9 protein-coding genes and 1 pseudogene are annotated in these 16,561 nt (G+C 72.6%); 4 read left to right on the top strand and 6 right to left on the bottom strand.

Annotation, left to right across the window (positions count from 1 at the left end):
- Nucleotides 1–33: 33 nt before the first annotated feature.
- From mfd to ACLB9X_RS28830, 3 genes are all read right to left on the bottom strand, one after another.
- Nucleotides 34–3,564: a transcription-repair coupling factor gene (gene mfd, locus ACLB9X_RS28840; RefSeq protein ID WP_410363348.1), complete on the bottom strand. Its 3,531-nt coding sequence runs from the start codon at nucleotides 3,562–3,564 to the stop codon at nucleotides 34–36.
- A gap of 288 nt (nucleotides 3,565–3,852) precedes the next feature.
- Nucleotides 3,853–6,429, bottom strand: coding sequence for an ABC transporter permease (locus ACLB9X_RS28835; protein ID WP_410363347.1), 2,577 nt, complete (start codon nucleotides 6,427–6,429; stop codon nucleotides 3,853–3,855).
- A complete protein-coding gene (locus ACLB9X_RS28830) occupies nucleotides 6,426–7,214 on the bottom strand; it encodes an ABC transporter ATP-binding protein (protein ID WP_410363346.1) in 789 nt (262 codons plus the stop codon). The genes ACLB9X_RS28835 and ACLB9X_RS28830 overlap by 4 nt, the downstream gene beginning before the upstream one ends.
- A 450-nt stretch (nucleotides 7,215–7,664) precedes the next feature.
- Here ACLB9X_RS28830 and ACLB9X_RS28825 point away from each other — a divergent pair, with 450 nt between their 5' ends.
- Nucleotides 7,665–9,143: an MFS transporter gene (locus tag ACLB9X_RS28825; RefSeq protein WP_410363386.1), complete on the top strand. Its 1,479-nt coding sequence runs from the start codon at nucleotides 7,665–7,667 to the stop codon at nucleotides 9,141–9,143.
- A pseudogene (locus tag ACLB9X_RS28820) lies at nucleotides 9,056–10,013 on the top strand (sodium:solute symporter family transporter); the annotation flags it as partial. The gene ACLB9X_RS28825 and the pseudogene ACLB9X_RS28820, both read left to right, overlap by 88 nt.
- Nucleotides 10,014–10,099: 86 nt before the next feature.
- Here the strand turns inward: ACLB9X_RS28820 and ACLB9X_RS28815 are convergent.
- Together ACLB9X_RS28815 and ACLB9X_RS28810 are read right to left on the bottom strand one after the other, a co-directional pair.
- On the bottom strand, nucleotides 10,100–12,829 hold the full coding sequence (locus ACLB9X_RS28815) for an SUKH-4 family immunity protein (protein WP_410363345.1): 2,730 nt from the start codon (nucleotides 12,827–12,829) through the stop codon (nucleotides 10,100–10,102).
- A gap of 8 nt (nucleotides 12,830–12,837) precedes the next feature.
- Nucleotides 12,838–13,860 carry an SMI1/KNR4 family protein gene (locus tag ACLB9X_RS28810; RefSeq protein ID WP_410363344.1) on the bottom strand — a complete coding sequence of 341 codons (1,023 nt, stop codon included), beginning with the start codon at nucleotides 13,858–13,860 and terminating at the stop codon, nucleotides 12,838–12,840.
- A 219-nt stretch (nucleotides 13,861–14,079) separates the two neighbouring features.
- Here ACLB9X_RS28810 and ACLB9X_RS28805 point away from each other — a divergent pair, with 219 nt between their 5' ends.
- Both ACLB9X_RS28805 and ACLB9X_RS28800 read left to right on the top strand, forming a co-directional pair.
- The gene (locus tag ACLB9X_RS28805) at nucleotides 14,080–14,586 is read left to right on the top strand and encodes a YwqJ-related putative deaminase (protein ID WP_410363343.1); all 507 of its coding nucleotides are present in this window, start codon (nucleotides 14,080–14,082) and stop codon (nucleotides 14,584–14,586) included.
- 11 nt (nucleotides 14,587–14,597) lie between these two features.
- On the top strand, nucleotides 14,598–15,089 hold the full coding sequence (locus ACLB9X_RS28800; protein WP_410363342.1) for an SUKH-3 domain-containing protein: 492 nt from the start codon (nucleotides 14,598–14,600) through the stop codon (nucleotides 15,087–15,089).
- 52 nt (nucleotides 15,090–15,141) lie between these two features.
- On the opposite strand, the gene ACLB9X_RS28795 is transcribed toward ACLB9X_RS28800, so the two are convergent.
- Nucleotides 15,142–16,455, bottom strand: a complete 1,314-nt coding sequence (locus ACLB9X_RS28795) for a sensor histidine kinase (protein ID WP_410363341.1) — start codon at nucleotides 16,453–16,455, stop codon at nucleotides 15,142–15,144.
- Between the last annotated feature and the right edge of the window lie 106 nt (nucleotides 16,456–16,561).

The following is a 16,561-nucleotide window of genomic DNA, read 5'->3' as shown; positions in this document are numbered from 1 at the left end:
CGGCGCCGCCCGACCCATCAGTCGCTACAGCCGCTACGAGCCCAGGATCGTGGTCAGGAACTCGCCGGTCCACGCCAGCAGTTCGCGGCCCACCACCGGCTTGCCGCCGATCTTGCCCGTCGTCGGGCGCGGCACCAGGATCTGGTGGACCGCCGGCTTGATCACCGTACGCGGGTACAGCCGCTTCAGCCGCAGCTCCTGCGACTCGCGCAACTCCACCGGCGCGAAGCGGATGTTCGGCCCCTGGAGCACGATCTCGCCGACGCCGCATGCCCGCGCCAGCATCCGCAGGCCCGCCACGAGCAGCAGGTTCTCCGCGGGCTCGGGCAGCTTGCCGTAGCGGTCGGTGAGCTCCTCGCGGACCGCCTTGATGTCCTCCTCCGAGTTGGCGGAGGCGATCGAGCGGTACGCCTGGAGCCGCAGCCGCTCGCCCGGCGCGTAGTCGTGCGGGACGTGCGCGTCGACCGGCAGCTCGATCTTGACCTCCAGCGGCGGCTCCTCCTCCACGCCGCCCTCCAACGAGGCCCGGTAGTCCGCGACCGCCTCGCCGACCATCCGCACGTACAGGTCGAAGCCGACGCCCGCGATATGGCCGGACTGCTCGCCGCCGAGCAGGTTGCCCGCGCCGCGGATCTCCAGGTCCTTCATGGCGACGTACATGCCGGCGCCCATCTCGGTGTGCTGGGCGATCGTCGCGAGCCGTTCGTGCGCCGTCTCCGTGAGCGGCTTCTCCGGCGGGTAGAGAAAGTACGCGTAACCCCGCTCGCGGCCGCGGCCGACGCGGCCGCGCAGCTGGTGCAGCTGCGAGAGGCCGAAGTTGTCTCCGCGCTCCACGATGAGGGTGTTGGCGTTGGAGATGTCGATGCCGGACTCGACGATCGTCGTCGACACGAGCACGTCGAACTTCTTCTCCCAGAAGTCCACGACCACCTGCTCCAGGGCGCTCTCGCCCATCTGGCCGTGCGCCGTGGCGATCCGGGCCTCCGGCACGATCTCCCGCAGCCGCGCCGCCGCGCGGTCGATCGACTCGACGCGGTTGTGGATGTAGAAGACCTGGCCCTCGCGCAGCAGTTCGCGCCGCACGGCCGCGCCGATCTGCTTCTCCTCGTACGGGCCGACGAACGTCAGCACCGGATGCCGCTCCTCCGGGGGCGTCGTGATGGTCGACATCTCGCGGATGCCGGTGACCGCCATCTCCAGGGTCCGCGGAATGGGGGTGGCGGACATCGTCAGGACGTCCACGTTGGCGCGGAGCTTCTTCAGCTGCTCCTTGTGCTCGACGCCGAAGCGCTGCTCCTCGTCGACGATGACCAGTCCCAGGTCCTTGAACTTCGTCTCGGACGAGAAGAGCCGGTGCGTGCCGATGACGATGTCGACGGAGCCGTCCCGCAGCCCCTCCAGCGTCGCCCTGGCCTCGCCGTCCGACTGGAAGCGGGACAACGCGCGGGTGACGACCGGGAATTGGGAGTAGCGCTCGGAGAACGTGCCGAAGTGCTGCTGCACCAGCAGCGTCGTCGGGACGAGGACCGCGACCTGCTTGCCGTCCTGCACCGCCTTGAAGGCGGCCCGCACCGCGATCTCCGTCTTTCCGTAGCCGACGTCGCCGCAGATCAGGCGGTCCATCGGGACCGTCTTCTCCATGTCCTCCTTGACCTCGGCGATCGTGGAGAGCTGGTCGGGCGTCTCCACGTACGGGAAGGCGTCCTCCAGCTCCCGCTGCCAGGGCGTGTCGGCACCGAAGGCGTGTCCGGGAGCGGCCATCCGGGCCGAGTACAGCTTGATGAGGTCCGCCGCGATCTCCTTGACCGCCTTCTTGGCCCGCGCCTTGGTCTTCGTCCAGTCGGCGCCGCCGAGCCGGTGCAGCGTCGGCGCCTCGCCGCCCACGTACTTGGTGACCTGCTCCAGCTGGTCGGTGGGGATGTAGAGCCGGTCGCCGGGCTGGCCGCGCTTGGCGGGGGCGTACTCGACGAGCAGGTACTCGCGGGTCGCGCCCTGCACGGTGCGCTGCACCATCTCGATGTAGCGGCCGACGCCGTGCTGCTCGTGGACGATGTAGTCCCCGGTCTCCAGCGTGAGCGGGTCGATGGTCTTGCGGCGCCGGGTCGGCATCCGCTGCCCGTCCTTGCCGGCCGCCTTCTGGCCCGACAGGTCGGTCTCGGTCAGGACGGCGAGCTTGAGCGCCGGGTCGATGAAGCCGTACTCGATCGATCCGCACGCCACGTGCACGACGGACGGCGAGATCTCGGCGAGGTCCGCCTCCAGGCGGGCCGCGATGCCCTCGCCGCCCAGCACCTCGACGGTGCGGGCGGCCGGGCCGTGCGCCTCGGTGACGAAGACCGTGCGCCAGCCGTCGGCCAGCCAGCCCTTGGTGTCCGCGAGCGCCCGCGCGGTGTCGCCGCGGTACGTCTCCGGTGCGTGCATGCCCAGCTTGAGTGTGTCGTCGTCCAGCTCTTCGTCCGCCGCGAACGGGGACACCGACCACCACATCATGCCGAGCTCGCGGGCCCGGTCCCGTACGTCCGCGATGCCCCACAGCGAGGCCGCGCCGACGTCGATGGGGGCCTCCCCGCCGCCCGCCGTCGCCGCCCACGACGCCTGGAGGAACTCCTGGCTGGTCGCCACGAGATCGGCGGCCCTGGTCCGCACCCGCTCCGGGTCGCAGACGACGGCCATGGCGCCCTTCGGCAGGACGTCCAGCAGCAGCTCCATGTCGTCGACGAGCACCGGGGCCAGGGACTCCATGCCCTCGACCGCGATGCCCTCGGCGATCTTGCCGAGCAGCTCCCCGAGCTCGGGGTGCGCCTCGGCGAGCGCCGCGGCCCGCTGCCGCACGTCGTCGGTCAGCAGCAGCTCGCGGCACGGCGGCGCCCACAGCCCGTGCTCGGCGACCTCCAGCGAGCGCTGGTCGGCGACCTTGAAGTAACGGATCTCCTCGACGTCGTCGCCCCAGAACTCGACCCGGAGGGGGTGCTCCTCGGTCGGCGGGAAGACGTCCAGGATGCCGCCGCGCACCGCGAACTCGCCGCGCTTTTCGACCAGTTCGACCCGGGAGTACGCCGCGGCGCTGAGGCCCGCCACGACCTCGTTCAGATCGGCCTGCCAACCGGTGCGCAGCTCCACCGGCTCCAGGTCGCCGAGGCCCTTGACCTGGGGCTGCAGCACGGACCGCACGGGCGCGACGACGACCTGGACGGGGCCTGCCGCCGGGTCGTCGGGCGAGGGGTGCGCGAGGCGGCGCAGCACGGCGAGACGCCGGCCCACCGTGTCGGAGCGGGGCGAGAGCCGCTCGTGCGGCAGCGTCTCCCAGGAGGGGTACTCGACGACGCCCTCGCCGGGCAGCAGCGAGCGCAGCGCCGCGGCCAGGTCCTCGGCCTCGCGGCCGGTCGCGGTGACGGCCAGCACGGGCCTGCCCGCCTCCCGGGCGAGGGCGGCCACTGCGAAGGGCCGCGCGGCGGGCGGCCCGACCAGGTCGACGTGCATCCGGTGACCGTCCCCGGCCGCCTTGACCGCTTCGGCGAGCGCCGGGTCACGTACGACGGCATCCAGCAGACCGTGCAGGCTCATGAAGGGCTTTCCGTCCAGGAGGATCCGCGAAGGATCCCGGGGTGGGCAACGCGATGCGCCCGACACGTCTGAAGTCCCCCCATGTCGGAGACCAGGGGCGGGCCGGGGGTCTCCAGCCTACGACGGTGGTACGACACCCGCGTCCCGGTCCCGCGCGGCCCCCGGCGGGTGTGGCGGGAACGTGCCGGGTCCGGCCGGCCCCGCACGGCGGCGGCCCCGGGCGTCCGTCGTGGACACCCGGGGCCGCCGCCGAGCCCGCACCCCCGTACCGGGCTCCGCCGGCGCGTGCTACTCCGTGGCGATGGCGTTCAGCACGTTCATCCGGCCCGCGCGGAACGCCGGCACCAGCGCCGCGAACAGGCCGACGAACGCCGAACCCACGAAGACCGTGATGATCGTCGGCCACGGGATGTCGAGGACGCCCAGGCCCTCCAGTGCCAGCAGCTTCTGCGCCGAGGTGCCCCAGCCCATGCCGAGGCCGAGCCCGAGCAGCGCGCCGAAGAGGGCGATCACGACCGACTCCAGGCGGATCATGCGGCGCAGCTGGCGGCGCGAGAGGCCGATCGCGCGCATCAGGCCGATCTCCCGGGTCCGTTCGACCACCGACAGGGCGAGGGTGTTCACCACACCGAGGACCGCGACGATGATCGCGAGTGCCAGCAGGCCGTAGACGATGTTCAGCAGCTGGCCGATCTGGTCCTTGAGGTCCTGCTTGAAGTCGGTCTGGTCCTGCACCTTGTACTGCGGGTAGTCGGCCAGCGACTTCTTCAGCGCTGCGTACGCCTCCTTCTCCTTGCCCTCCACCGCCTTGGCGAACATGATCATGTTCTGCGGCATCCGGTCGGCCGGGACGTACCGGGCGGCGGTCGTCAGGTTCAGGTACATCGCGCCCTTGTCGACGTTCGTGTCGTCGGAGGTGATCGCGGCGACCTTCAGGTCCGCGCGCCGCCCGTTCGTGAACGCCACCTGGAGCGAGTCGCCGACCTGCACGCCGTGCTTCTTCGCATACTCGTCGCCGACGGACATGGCGTCCTTGCCGTACGCGGCCTTCAGCTCGCCCGCCACGGTCTCGCGGCGCAGGTCGTCGGCGTACGTCGGGTCGGCGGCGACCAGGTCCAGGTCCTCGGCGGCGCCGTCGGGCGCGGTGATCCTCGCCCGTACGCTCCGATACTCGGTGATGTGCGCGATGTCCGGCGTCCTTTCCAACGCCTGCTGGGCCCTGGGCACGATCGGGCGGCCGTCGTTGGCCGAGGACTGCACGATGAAGTCCGCGCCGACCGACTTGTCGAGCTCCTCGGTCGCCGAGGCGACCATCGAGGAGCCGACCACGGACAGGCAGGCCACCAGGGCGAGGCCGATCATCAGGGCGGCGCCCGTGGCTCCGGTGCGGCGCGGGTTGCGCAGCGCGTTGCGCTCCGCCATCCGTCCCACCGGGCCGAACATCCGCAGCACCAGGGCGCTGATGGCCCGGACCACGACACCGGCGAGCAACGGGCCGATGACGATGAAGCCGATCAGGGACAGCACGACGCCCAGCCCGAGGAACATCGATCCCTCGCTCGCCTTGTCGGCGCGGGCGGCGACGACGAGCGCGGCCGCACCGGCGCCCGTGAGGACGAGGCCGATGACGCCGCGGACCAGTCCGGCCCTGCCGTCCGCGGGAGTTCCGGCGTCGCGCAGGGCGGCCATCGGGGAGACCTTGCCGGCCCGGCGGGCCGGGACGTAGGCGGCGAGCACGGTCACGACGATGCCGAGCGTGAGGCCGACCGCGGGGGTCGTCCACTTCACGGTCAGGTCGTCGGTCGAGAGGTTCATGCCCACCGCGCCCATGAGTTTCATCAGCCCGACGGCCAGGCCCACGCCGGCCGCGACACCGGCGAGGGAACCGACCACGCCGAGCAGCACCGCCTCGACGAGCACGGAACGGTTGACCTGCCTGCGGCTGGAGCCGATCGCCCGCATCAGGCCGATCTCGCGGGTGCGCTGGGCGACCAGCATCGAGAAGGTGTTGACGATCAGGAAGACGCCGACGAGGAGCGCGATCCCGGCGAAGCCGAGCATCGCGTACTTCATCACGTCGAGGAAGGAGCCGACCTCCTCGCGCCCCGCGTCCGCCGCTTCCTTCGCGGTCTGCAGCTTGTACGGGGCGTCCAGTGCGGCGGCCACGTTCTTCTTGAGCTGCTCGTCCGCCACGCCGGGCGCGGCGGTGACCAGGATCTGCGTGAACTGCCCCTCGGTGCCGAGGAGTCCGCGCTGGGCGGTCGCGGTGTCGAAGTAGACGACGGCCGCGCCCGGGTTGGTGACCTTGAAGGAGGCGATGCCGGAGATCCTCGCGGTGAGGTCGCCGGTGACGGCGATCGTGCGCAGCTCGTCGCCGAGCTTCAGGCCGTGCTTGTCGGCGGTGTCGGCGTCGACCATCACCTCGGTGGGGCCGCGGGGTGCGTGGCCGGAGGTGATCTCCATGGACTTGAGTTCGTTCTTCGTCCAGTTGGCGGCGATCGTCGGGGCTCCGCCGTCGGACCCCATGTTCTTGTTCGCCGAGTCGACGACGGTCACGCTCATGCTCATGACCGCGCCCTCGGCGGAGGCAACGCCCTCGGCCGAGGCGACCTTGTCGACGAGGGAGGCGGGCACCGCCTCGGGCCGGCCGGTCGCCGGGCTCTCGTTGTCGCCGGAGCCTTTGGGGCTGACGGTGACGTCGGAGGCGGTGACGGCGAAGAGCTTGTCGAACGTGGTGTTCATGGTGTCGGTGAACACCAGCGTGCCCGACACGAAGGCCACGGACAGCAGCACGGCCACGGCGGACAGGGCCATGCGGCCCTTGTGCGCGAGGAAGTTGCGCAGGGAGGTCTTGAGGACGGTCATGACGTGCGGCCCCGGGCGTCGAAGTCCTTCATGCGGTCGAGGACGGCGTCGGCGGTGGGCCGGAGCATCTCGTCGACGATGCGGCCGTCGGCGAGGTAGAGCACGCGGTCCGCGTAGGAGGCGGCGACCGGGTCGTGCGTGACCATCACGATGGTCTGGCCGAGTTCGTCGACGGAGCGGCGCAGGAAGCCGAGGACTTCGGCGCCCGCGCGTGAGTCGAGGTTTCCGGTCGGCTCGTCGCCGAAGATGATCTCGGGTTGGGCGGCCAGCGCGCGGGCGACGGCGACGCGCTGCTGCTGCCCGCCGGACAGCTGGGCCGGCCGGTGCTTCAGCCGCTCCGCCAGACCGACGGTCTCGACGACCCTGTTCAGCCAGGCGGCGTCCGGCTTGCGGCCGGCGATGTCCATGGGAAGCGTGATGTTCTCCAGGGCGTTCAGCGTCGGCAGCAGGTTGAACGCCTGGAAGATGAAACCGATCCGGTCCCGGCGCAGCCGCGTCAGCTTCTTGTCCTTGAGCCCGGTGATCTCGGTGTCGTCGAGGAAGATCTGCCCGGAGGTGACGGTGTCGAGGCCGGCCAGGCAGTGCATCAGCGTCGACTTGCCCGAGCCGGACGGGCCCATGATGGCGGTGAACTGCCCGCGGGCGATGTCCACGTCGACGTGGTCGAGTGCGACGACCCGGGTCTCACCGGCGCCGTAAGCCTTGACGACCTGCCGCCCCCGTGCGGCGACGGCCGTGCGCCCTCCGGTCTCCCCGCGGGTGGGGGTGGTTACAGCCGTAGTCACGGTAGGTCTCCTAGCTGTGGGGCGTGACGACGTCCGATCGCCACGGATACGAGTCGAGTCTTGCGACAGAAGCGGTCCGGCGCGCTGGTGCGCAGCGCAGTCCTGACCGGGGGTTGTCCCCACCCCGCGGTCGGTGCGCGGCCCCGGCCCGGCCCTACGGCCGTAGGACCACGTTCCCGGCCGAAGGACCACGTCCCCGGCCGTAAGACCAAGTTAAGGAACGGGCCCGGCCGTTATCGTCGTCCGCCGGGACGACCGCTCCCTGAGCGGAAGTAAGGACAACCCCCTAGGGGCCTCCACCCTCAGGTGGAGCCGGCCGCCGTACGACGAGGGTGCACCCTCCCCCTGCGTCAGGTTCAAGTGAGAGGGTGTCCCCCGGAATTAGATGCAGGGGGAAAGGATCTGGACGTGGGCGTGGAGGAGACACCCCGGGGCCACGCGGCCTCCCCGGTGCCGGACAACGCGGCGGCCGGCGGCGGGAAGGCGGAAGCGGTCACCGCGCGCCGCGGGCCCGTGGCCGCCGCGCTCATGCTCGGGATGGCCCTCGCCGCGCTCGACGGCACCATCGTGTCCACCGCCGTGCCGCAGATCGTGGGCGATCTCGGCGGATTCTCCGTCTTCTCCTGGCTCTTCTCCGGCTACCTGCTCGCCGTCACCGTCACCCTGCCCGTCTACGGCAAACTCTCGGACACCTTCGGCCGCAAGCCCGTCCTCGTCGCGGGCATCGTGCTGTTCCTCATCGGCTCCCTGCTGTGCGCCGTCGCCTGGAACATGGCCGCGCTCATCGCGTTCCGCGTCATCCAGGGACTGGGCGGCGGCGCGCTCCAGGGCACCGTGCAGACGATCGCCGCCGACCTCTATCCGCTCAAGGAACGGCCCCGGATCCAGGCGAGGCTCTCGACGGTGTGGGCGACGTCGGCGGTGGCGGGCCCGGCGATCGGCGGGCTGCTCGCCGCGTACGCCGACTGGCGGTGGATCTTCCTGCTCAACCCGGCCGGTTCATGGCCGAACGCAGGGACCGGCTGGCCGATCGCGGCCAAGGCCCAGCAGAACCGATGGCTCGCCGCACAGGCCGCGGCCGAGGCCAACCAGGCCTCCGCCGAAGCCGACCAAGCCGCCCTCCAAGCGCAGCAGAGCGCTGATCTCGCAGCCAGGTACGCCGTCGACGCCGACACCGCGGCCGACAGCGCCGAAACCAGCGCCTCCAAGGCAGCCGAGTCGGCGACGGCAGCCCGCAACGCCGCTACCAGGGCCCAGAACGACCTACTCGCCGCCGAAGAATCCGCCGCTCAGGCTGAATTCTCTGCCAACTACGCCCGCGCCTCAGCGGCCATCGCCAGCGAAGCGGCCAGCGAGGCGCGCGAATCGGCGCTCGCAGCCGGAAAGAGCGCAGAGGAAGCCAAAACCGCCGCTTCCCAGGCCTGGGACCGGGCAGTCAAACTGCGCGAGGCCGAAGAGGCCGCGGCCCGCCGTGCGGCAGAAGAGCAGCGCAAGCAGGAGAGAGAGAGGGACAGCAAGCCACCCTGCTACCTCCACGCAACCCGGGACAGCCTCCCTATCTGCGCATTGGCCGGCCAGCACATTGAGAGCCCTCCGATCGACCCCACTCTCAAGGAAATAGTCTGGGCGGTCACCGGCCTCAATGACGCCAAGGACTGCATAAAGGACCCCAGTCTCGGCAAATGCGCCATGCTCGCCATGGTCATCCTGCCCGTCGGCAAGGTTAAGAGCCTGAAGAACGGCGCTGAAGCACTCGAGGATGCAGTCCAGGCCTCACGACTCCGGAACTTCCCCGGCGTCACGGCCGACGCCAAACTCCTCGACGATTCAGCCTGCCCGAGCTGCTGGACGCCGCCGCGCGGGGCAGCGGGGCCGGCGACGCCTACCTCGCCTCCGGCCTCCAGTTCGCCGGCGACGAACTCGACATGATCAGCACGCAGTTGACGGTGTGCTCGGCGCCGCCGTGCTGCCGCAGATCACGATGCGCATGTTCACCGCGCGCAGCGCGACCGTCGTGCGGCGGTCGATGTCGTGGGCCGTCTCCATCGTCGTGGTGACCTGCCTGCTGAGCGTCGTCATCGGCTTCGGGGCGGCGGCCGTCGTCGGGCGCGAGACGCTCGTCGCCGGAGACCCGCAGGGCAAGAGGCGTTCCTGATGGTCACCCAGGCCGTACTCGGTTCCGACCCGACGACGCTCGAAACACTGCTGTTCACGGCGGTCGCCACAGCGATCTTCCTCACGCTGCTCGCCTCCGTCGCCGGAATCACCCTCGCCTGCGCCAACTCCCTGGCGCACGACCTCGTCGCGCACGGACTGCGCCGTACGACGCTGCCGCCCCGCACGGAGACGGCCATCGCCCGGGCCGCCGCGGCCGGGGTCGGCCTGGTCGCCCTCGTCATCGCCGCCGGGGCCCGGCACCTCAACCTCCAGGCGCTGCTGACCCTGTCGTTCTGCATCGGCGCCTCCGCGGTCGCCCCGGCCCTCGTCTACAGCCTCTTCTGGCGCCGCTTCTCCCGCACGGGCCTGCTCGCCACCCTCGTGACGGGCACCGTCGCCTCGCTGGTCCTGATGACCGGCAGCAACCTCGTGTCCGGATCGCCGCAGTCCGTCTTCCCGGACGCGGACTTCAACTGGTTCCCGTTCACGACGACGGGCCTCGTGTCCGTCCCGCTGGGTTTCCTCGCGGGCCGGCTCGGCACCGTCCTCTCCGAACGCGACCGGGCAGAGCAGCAACAGCGCTACGAGGAGCTGGAACCGGCGATCCTGGCCGGCGCCGCGGACACCACCCCCGCGCCGTAACCACCGACGGCGCGCCGGCCCGGGACACGGCCGGGCGCCGTGGTCCGCCCTCGCGGACCACGGCGCCCGGCCTGCTGCTCAGCGGGTCAGAGCAGCCCGTCCCACATCTGCTCCAGCAGCACCGACCACCAGCTCTCCGGCGACGACAGCGCCGCCGGGTCCAGGGCGGCCAACTGCGCCTGGAAGTCGACCGTCCAGCGGCCGGCCTGCTCCGGGTTGAGCCCGAAACGCAGCCGCCACATACGGCCGAGCAGCGCCATGCAGCGCACGAACTCGGGCAGGCCCGTGTTCACGAACTGCGGCGCCACCGGCGCACCGCCCGGACCGCCCTCGACCGGGACCGCCACGATGTGCGCCGTGCCGTACTGGACACAGATCGCGCGCCCGAAGTCGCTGCCGATCACCAGGTACGAACCCGCGTCCGACGCGGGCTGCACCTGCCGCTGCGCGGCGAGCTCCGCGAGCGTCGGCACCACCGGCTGGGCCGGCTGCGCCCAGAAGAACGGATTGAAGTCGCCCGGAAGGCCCGCCCACACCAGGGTCGCCGCCACGATCTCCGGCACGCCCTGGCGCGACACCGCCCGCTGGTCGAACCGGCACAGCCCCTGCGGGCCGAACGCCGCCGCCAGCTCCTGCGCGACACCCTCCGGCGGGATCGGCGGGGCCGGCGGGACCTGCGGCAGCGGGGCACGCACCGGCGCGGGCCGGGCGGGCCCGTCCGCGACCTGGTGCAACTCACCCTGGTGGGCGATCAGTTGCGCCATGCCCTGCTGCCGGGACGCGTGGTCCCTGCCGTAGGGGGCGATCGACGTGATCCGCGCCTGCGGCCACGTCTCGCGGATCATGCGCGCGCAGTACGCCCCCGGCAGCTCGCACGACTCCAGCTCGGTGTGCAGCTCCAGCACCTGCTGCGGGGGCACGTTCATGGCGCGCAGCTCGTGCAGGATCTGCCACTCGGGATGCGGCGTGCCCGGTGCCGAACGGCGGATCAGCTGGGCCTCGGAGCCGTCGGGCGCGCGGTAGCGCAGCACCGCCTGGTAACCGGGGCCAACCGTCGGCAGGCCGGAGGGCTGCTGCGGGTAGCCGTACGCGGACGGGCCGCCCGCCGACTGCCCGGGCTGCGGCGCGTGCGGCAGCGGACCGGGCGGGCCGGGAGGCTGCGGCGCGCCCGGACCCATGTGAGCAGGACCGGCCAGCATCGTCGCCGCATGATGCACCCCACCACCCGGCGGCGGCGTCGCACCCGGAGGCGCCGGCGGACCAGGAGGCGCCGGCGTCGAACCCGAAGGCCGCGGCGGCGCACCAGGAGGCCCCGGAGGCTGCGGCGCACCCGGACCCATCTGGGCAGGACCGGCCAGCATCGTCGCCGCATGATGCACCCCACCACCCGGCGGCGGCGTCGCACCCGGAGGCGCCGGCGGACCAGGAGGCGCCGGCGTCGAACCCGAAGGCCGCGGCGGCGCACCAGGAGGCCCCGGAGGCTGCGGCGCACCCGGACCCATCTGGGCAGGACCGGCCAGCATCGTCGCCGCATGATGCACCCCACCACCCGGCGGCGGCGTCGCACCCGGAGGCGCCGGCGGACCAGGAGGCGCCGGCGTCGAACCCGACGGCGCGGGGGGCTGCGGCCCCTCCGGGCCGAGCTGCGAGACGAGCTGCGTCGGCAGGTAGCCGCCGGCCGGCGCTCCGGGGGTTTCCGGGCCCGTCGGCGGCGGCGTGGCACCCGGCCGCGCGCCGGGCGTGCCCGGCGCACCGGGCGGCGGCGGGGGCGTCGCGCCCGTAGCCGCCCCACCGCGCGCACCGCGCGGCGGAAGGGCCGCCTTGCTCGTCGCCGCGTCCGCTATGTCGGCCGCGCTCGTGCCCTGCGGGGCGGCGGGCGGCGTCGCCGAGGACGCGGGGGCGGACGGAGCCGGCGACTGCCCGCCCGGCCCGGCCTGGGGGTCGAGCGCCGGAGCGACCGCGGTACGCGGAAGCTGGCTCCCGCCCGACATGAGCGCCGTCGGAGCGTCGGGGGCGACCGGCGGCGGGGGCGTGTCGCCGTCCACCGTCACCGGCGGGGCGAACACCGTCGCGGGCAGCGGCACGGAGGCGTCGTCGCCGCCGTCCGCGCTCGTGTCGGTCCAACCGGTGCTCCCGGCCGGACGGGCGGGCACGCCGTCGGACGCCGTCGGCTCGTGGTCGGCCTCGCCCGCGCTCGGCCACGCGGAGCCGCTGCCGCGCGAGGCGTCCGCCTCGTCCGTCCTGTCCGCACCGGCGCCGGCATCCGGCCACGGCGCGGCGGCCGCCGAGGAACTTCCCGTCGCCTGCGAGGAGTTGCCGCCGACCGAACCGGAGTCGTCACCCGTGGCGGGCGCCACTCCCGGCCCGGAGGCACCCGGAGACGCGTCCGACGCGGCTGCGTCGGCATCGGCGCCGGACGCCGACGCGCGCCGGTCGGGAATGCCCAGCTTGTCCGCCGCCTCCTGCAACCACTCCGGCGGGCTCAGCAGGAACGACGTCTGGTTCAGATCGACACGCTGCGGCGGCTGCCCCGCGGACGGGGCCGCCGCGGCCGCCTGCACCCCGTACTCCTCCTCGTACCGGCGGATCACCTCGCCCACCGGCAGCCCCGGCCACAGCGTCACCTCACCGCTGTCCCGGGCGATCACCAGCCGCTGGTCGCCGCCGTCCGAACGCGCACCGGACTCGCGGTCCTCCGCCCACACCACGAAGCCCAGCTCGAACTCCCGCACCCGCACCTCACGGTGCTGGTACGCGGGCACATCACCGTTCACCCACTCCTCGGCGCGCTCCTGCGCCTGCGCAAACGTCACCATCGGACCCGTCACCCCTCGCCCGGAACCGGAACGGCCCGCGCGAAGCCGCCGTCCACCATCAGATTCGCCACGGTCTCCAACTCCGGCGGATTGCCGGCGAGCCGCCGCAGGAACGCGTCGAAGTCCTCGCCGCACGGCAGCAACAGACGCTCCACCCGCTCCTGCACGTCCCAGCCGGCCGCTTCGCTGACGTCCCGCGCGTCGTCGTACGGGCAGAACCACACCGACCCGAGGTCCGCGCCCCTCACCTTGACCGCGAGGATCCCGCCCTGGACGAACGCGACACCCAGGTAGTCCTTCGTCAGATGGTCGCGAAGACACTTGTTGACGTACACCAGATCGTTCACTGCGGCCTCGTCGCGCACCGTGAAGAACGGCTGGTCCACCAGCAGCCCCAGCTCGGCGTCGAGCGCCGCACCCACCGGCGCCGAGCCGCCCGCCGCCTTCAGGAACGAGCGATACGGCCCCGGCAGCCGGTAGCCGAGGTCCTCCTCGACTCCCTGCACCTGCTGCTCGGTCACCGACACCGCGCTCCTCGGCAGTCCGAAGTGCGCGGGCCGCGCCTCCTGCAGCGGTCGCGTACCGCGCTTGCCCTGGTCCACCGGGGCCGTCGCCAGACCACCGTGATGCCGCAGCAGCGCCTTCACCTCGACCGGCACCAACTCGAGCCGGCGCGTGCCCGGCACGTGGTGCCAGGTCCAGCCGTGCGGCGTCGCCACCGCGGGAATCGCGTCCCACAGCGCGTGTCCGTCCGCGTGCAGCGCCGCGTTCGCCGACACGAAGTCGGTGAGCCGCAGTTCGTCCACGCCGAAGCCCTCCGGGGGTTCGGCGATCTCCGCGGCCGCGCGCGCGTACGGCGAGAAGTCCGGGAAGCCGTTGTCGTCGACGCGCACCCCGCGCGGATGACGCGCCGCCCGGACCGGATCCGGGAAGTGCACGACCTGCCCGGCGTAGGCCGCATTCGGTGGCGCGGTACGCGCGCCGGCCCCGGGGCCCATTGCTGCCCCCAGGCCCTGCCGACCTGTCGTCATGGCGATTTGCCCCCTGTGGCGTCTGGCTGGTTCAGCACAGCCTATGCGGTACGGCAAGAGGGGCTGCCGACCCTCCATTTCCGTAACGGGGCGTCACTTTCGAGTGACCGACAGCCCATCGGCGACACGTTTCAGCTACCCAGCTTCCACAGGCCCCGCCCCATTTGGCAGGCTGTTCCTTCGCCACTCGGGGGAGTGCACGGGAGGGACCGAAGCACCATGCACACAGCGCGACCACGCACGAACGGTGATCCACGCCTCAGCTGGAGCAGCGACGACACCGCACGCCCACCCGGTCTCCGCCACCGCCGCGACGGCATCCTGCCCGCCGTCGCCGCCGCACTCTCCGTCCGCGGCGAAACCCTGACCTGCACTGCGGGCAAGGGCGACCTGCCGCCCACCCTCCACCCCCTCGTACAGGACTTCCTCGACACCCTCACCAGCGGCCAGCGCGAACGCTTCACCGGCCGGTGCCCCGAGGCCATCCTCCTCTCCCGGCACCTCGCCTCCGCCGAGAGCCAGCGCTCCAAACGCGCCCAGCGCAAGCCCCTCAGCCACAGCGAGGCCCGCCGCGCGCTCAAGCACTCCAAGCTCACCGCACGACGCATCCGCGAGGACGGCGACCCGCTGCACGGCAGCTACGCGCCGCCCTGCCGGTCGTGCACCGCGATGCTGGACCACTTCGGCGTACGCCCCGTCGACCCGACCACACCCGAGAACGGCTGACACCCACACCGATGCCCGACCACCTGAGCACGACCCGGTTCCCCGTCGCCGTCGACGCAGCGCTGCGCGAGGCGGGCTGGCAACCCGGCCGGTGGGACATCAAGCAGGCCGAGCTCTGGGCCGACAGCCTGCGCGCGCACGTCTCCCCCGCCGGCCACCGGCACAGCGTCTTCCCCGCCGTCGTCGAGGCCTGGGCCGAATTCGGCGGCCTCACCGTCACCACACCCGGCCCCGGCCGCCAGCACGCTCCCGCGCCCCTGCACTTCGACCCCCTCGCCGGCCTCCACCTCGCCCGCACCCTCTCCGACCTCGGCCGGGCGCTGGACACCGAGATGTCCCCCCTCGGCAGCGAAGGGGACCACCAGGCGGTGCTCGCCATGGACACCACGGGCCGCGTCTACAGCATCGACCACACCGGCGACTGGTACCTCGGCCCGGACATCGACCAGGCCCTCACCCTGCTGATCACCGGCATCCAGCCGGCCCGCCTCACGACGGAGTAGCGCCCGGCCGGAGCAGCGCCCCCGCCTCCCGGTCAGGGCCCCCGCCTCCCGGTCAGGCCGCCGCGGGGTCCGGAAGAACCGCCGAGACCCGGAAACCGCCCACATCCGTGGGACCCGAGACGAACACCCCGCCCAGCGCCGACACCCGCTCCCGCATGCCCACCAGTCCGTTCCCCCCGCTCGGCAGGCCCGGCGCCGAGGCGCCACCCGCCGCATCAGGAGCCCCGTTCTCCACCTGCATCGCGACCTCGGCCTCACGATGCGCCAGCCGCACCATCACCTTCGCGCCCGCCGCATGCTTGTGCACATTGGTCAGCGCCTCCTGCACCACCCGGTACGCGGTCTGCTCCACCTCGGGCGCGTACTCCCGGGCCTCCCCGTGCACCGCGAACTCCACCACCATCCCCGCCTGCCGGGACTGGCCCACCAGCACCTCGATGTCCGCCAGGCACGGGCCGTCCTCCGCCGCCGCGGCGGCGGCTGCCGCGGCCGCCGCCCCGACCGCCGCCAGCGGCACGGGCTTGTCGGCCACACGCCGCTCGCCCTCCCCCGCACGCAGCACCCCGAGCATCTCCCGCAGCTCCGTCAGCGCCTGCCGGCCCATGTCGCCCACCAGCGCCGCGTTCCGCACGGCCTTCTGCGGATCCTTCAACGCCACCGCCTGCAACGCCGCCGCGTGCACCACCATCAGGCTCACCCGATGCGCCACCACGTCGTGCATCTCGCGCGCGATCCGCGTCCGCTCCTCCTGCCGCGCCCACTGCGCCCGCTGCTCCGCCCGGTCCGCCAGCAGCGACAGCTCCTGCTCCAGCGAGTCCGCCCGCTCCCGCAGGCTCTCCATCAGCCGCCGCCGCGCCCCTATGTAGAGGCCGAAGAGCACCGGCGGAGCCGTCAGCCCGAGCGACATGAAACCGGCCATCAACGGCACGTACCAGGCGCCGAAGTCCCCGCCCTGCACGTCCTGGCGCACCCGCACGAATGTCACGATGAACGTCGCCGCCAGCGACATCCCGGCCAGCGTCGCCGTGATCCGCCGCGGCACCTCCGAGGCGGCCAGCGTGTACAGGCCGACGACGGCCATCAGATAGCCCATCTCGGCCGGCGTCGTCGCCACCGACACCAGCACCACGGCGACGGGCCACCGCCGCCTGAGCACCAGCACCGAACCGACGGCCAGTCCGAACAGCACCCCGAACGGCACCGGCAGCGCCGCCTGCTCGGCGAACACGACCCCCTGCAGCGCACATTCCACGGCGGACACGCCCGCCAGTCCCACGTCGAGCACGGCACTGCGCCGCCGCCCCCACCACAGCCACGCCCGGGCGGTCGAACCCGTGGCGTTCTGCTCTGCCCCCGTTGCGGTCATGACCCCCAGACTACGGGCGGGTGCCAGTCATTTTTGCGGGCATGCGGGAGCACGACAGGTGCGCGCGTTCGTACCGGAATGCACCAGCTCCACTCGAACTGGTGAA

The sequence above is a fragment of the Streptomyces sp. 5K101 genome (genome assembly GCF_046506645.1).
Lineage (GTDB): Bacteria > Actinomycetota > Actinomycetes > Streptomycetales > Streptomycetaceae > Streptomyces.
The sequence above is the reverse complement of the archived record's forward strand: the minus strand, read 5'-3'. Positions and strand labels throughout refer to the sequence as shown.

Bases quoted from the DNA above. Each gene is read 5' to 3' on its own strand.
- ACLB9X_RS28835 (WP_410363347.1), bottom strand. From the start codon at position 6,429: ATGACCGTCCTCAAGACCTCCCTGCGCAACTTCCTCGCGCACAAGGGC.
- ACLB9X_RS28805 (WP_410363343.1), top strand. From the start codon at position 14,080: ATGCACACAGCGCGACCACGCACGAACGGTGATCCACGCCTCAGCTGG.
- ACLB9X_RS28795 (WP_410363341.1), bottom strand. From the start codon at position 16,455: ATGACCGCAACGGGGGCAGAGCAGAACGCCACGGGTTCGACCGCCCGG.
- mfd (WP_410363348.1), bottom strand. From the start codon at position 3,564: ATGAGCCTGCACGGTCTGCTGGATGCCGTCGTACGTGACCCGGCGCTC.
- ACLB9X_RS28810 (WP_410363344.1), bottom strand. From the start codon at position 13,860: ATGACGACAGGTCGGCAGGGCCTGGGGGCAGCAATGGGCCCCGGGGCC.
- ACLB9X_RS28815 (WP_410363345.1), bottom strand. From the start codon at position 12,829: ATGGTGACGTTTGCGCAGGCGCAGGAGCGCGCCGAGGAGTGGGTGAAC.
- ACLB9X_RS28800 (WP_410363342.1), top strand. From the start codon at position 14,598: ATGCCCGACCACCTGAGCACGACCCGGTTCCCCGTCGCCGTCGACGCA.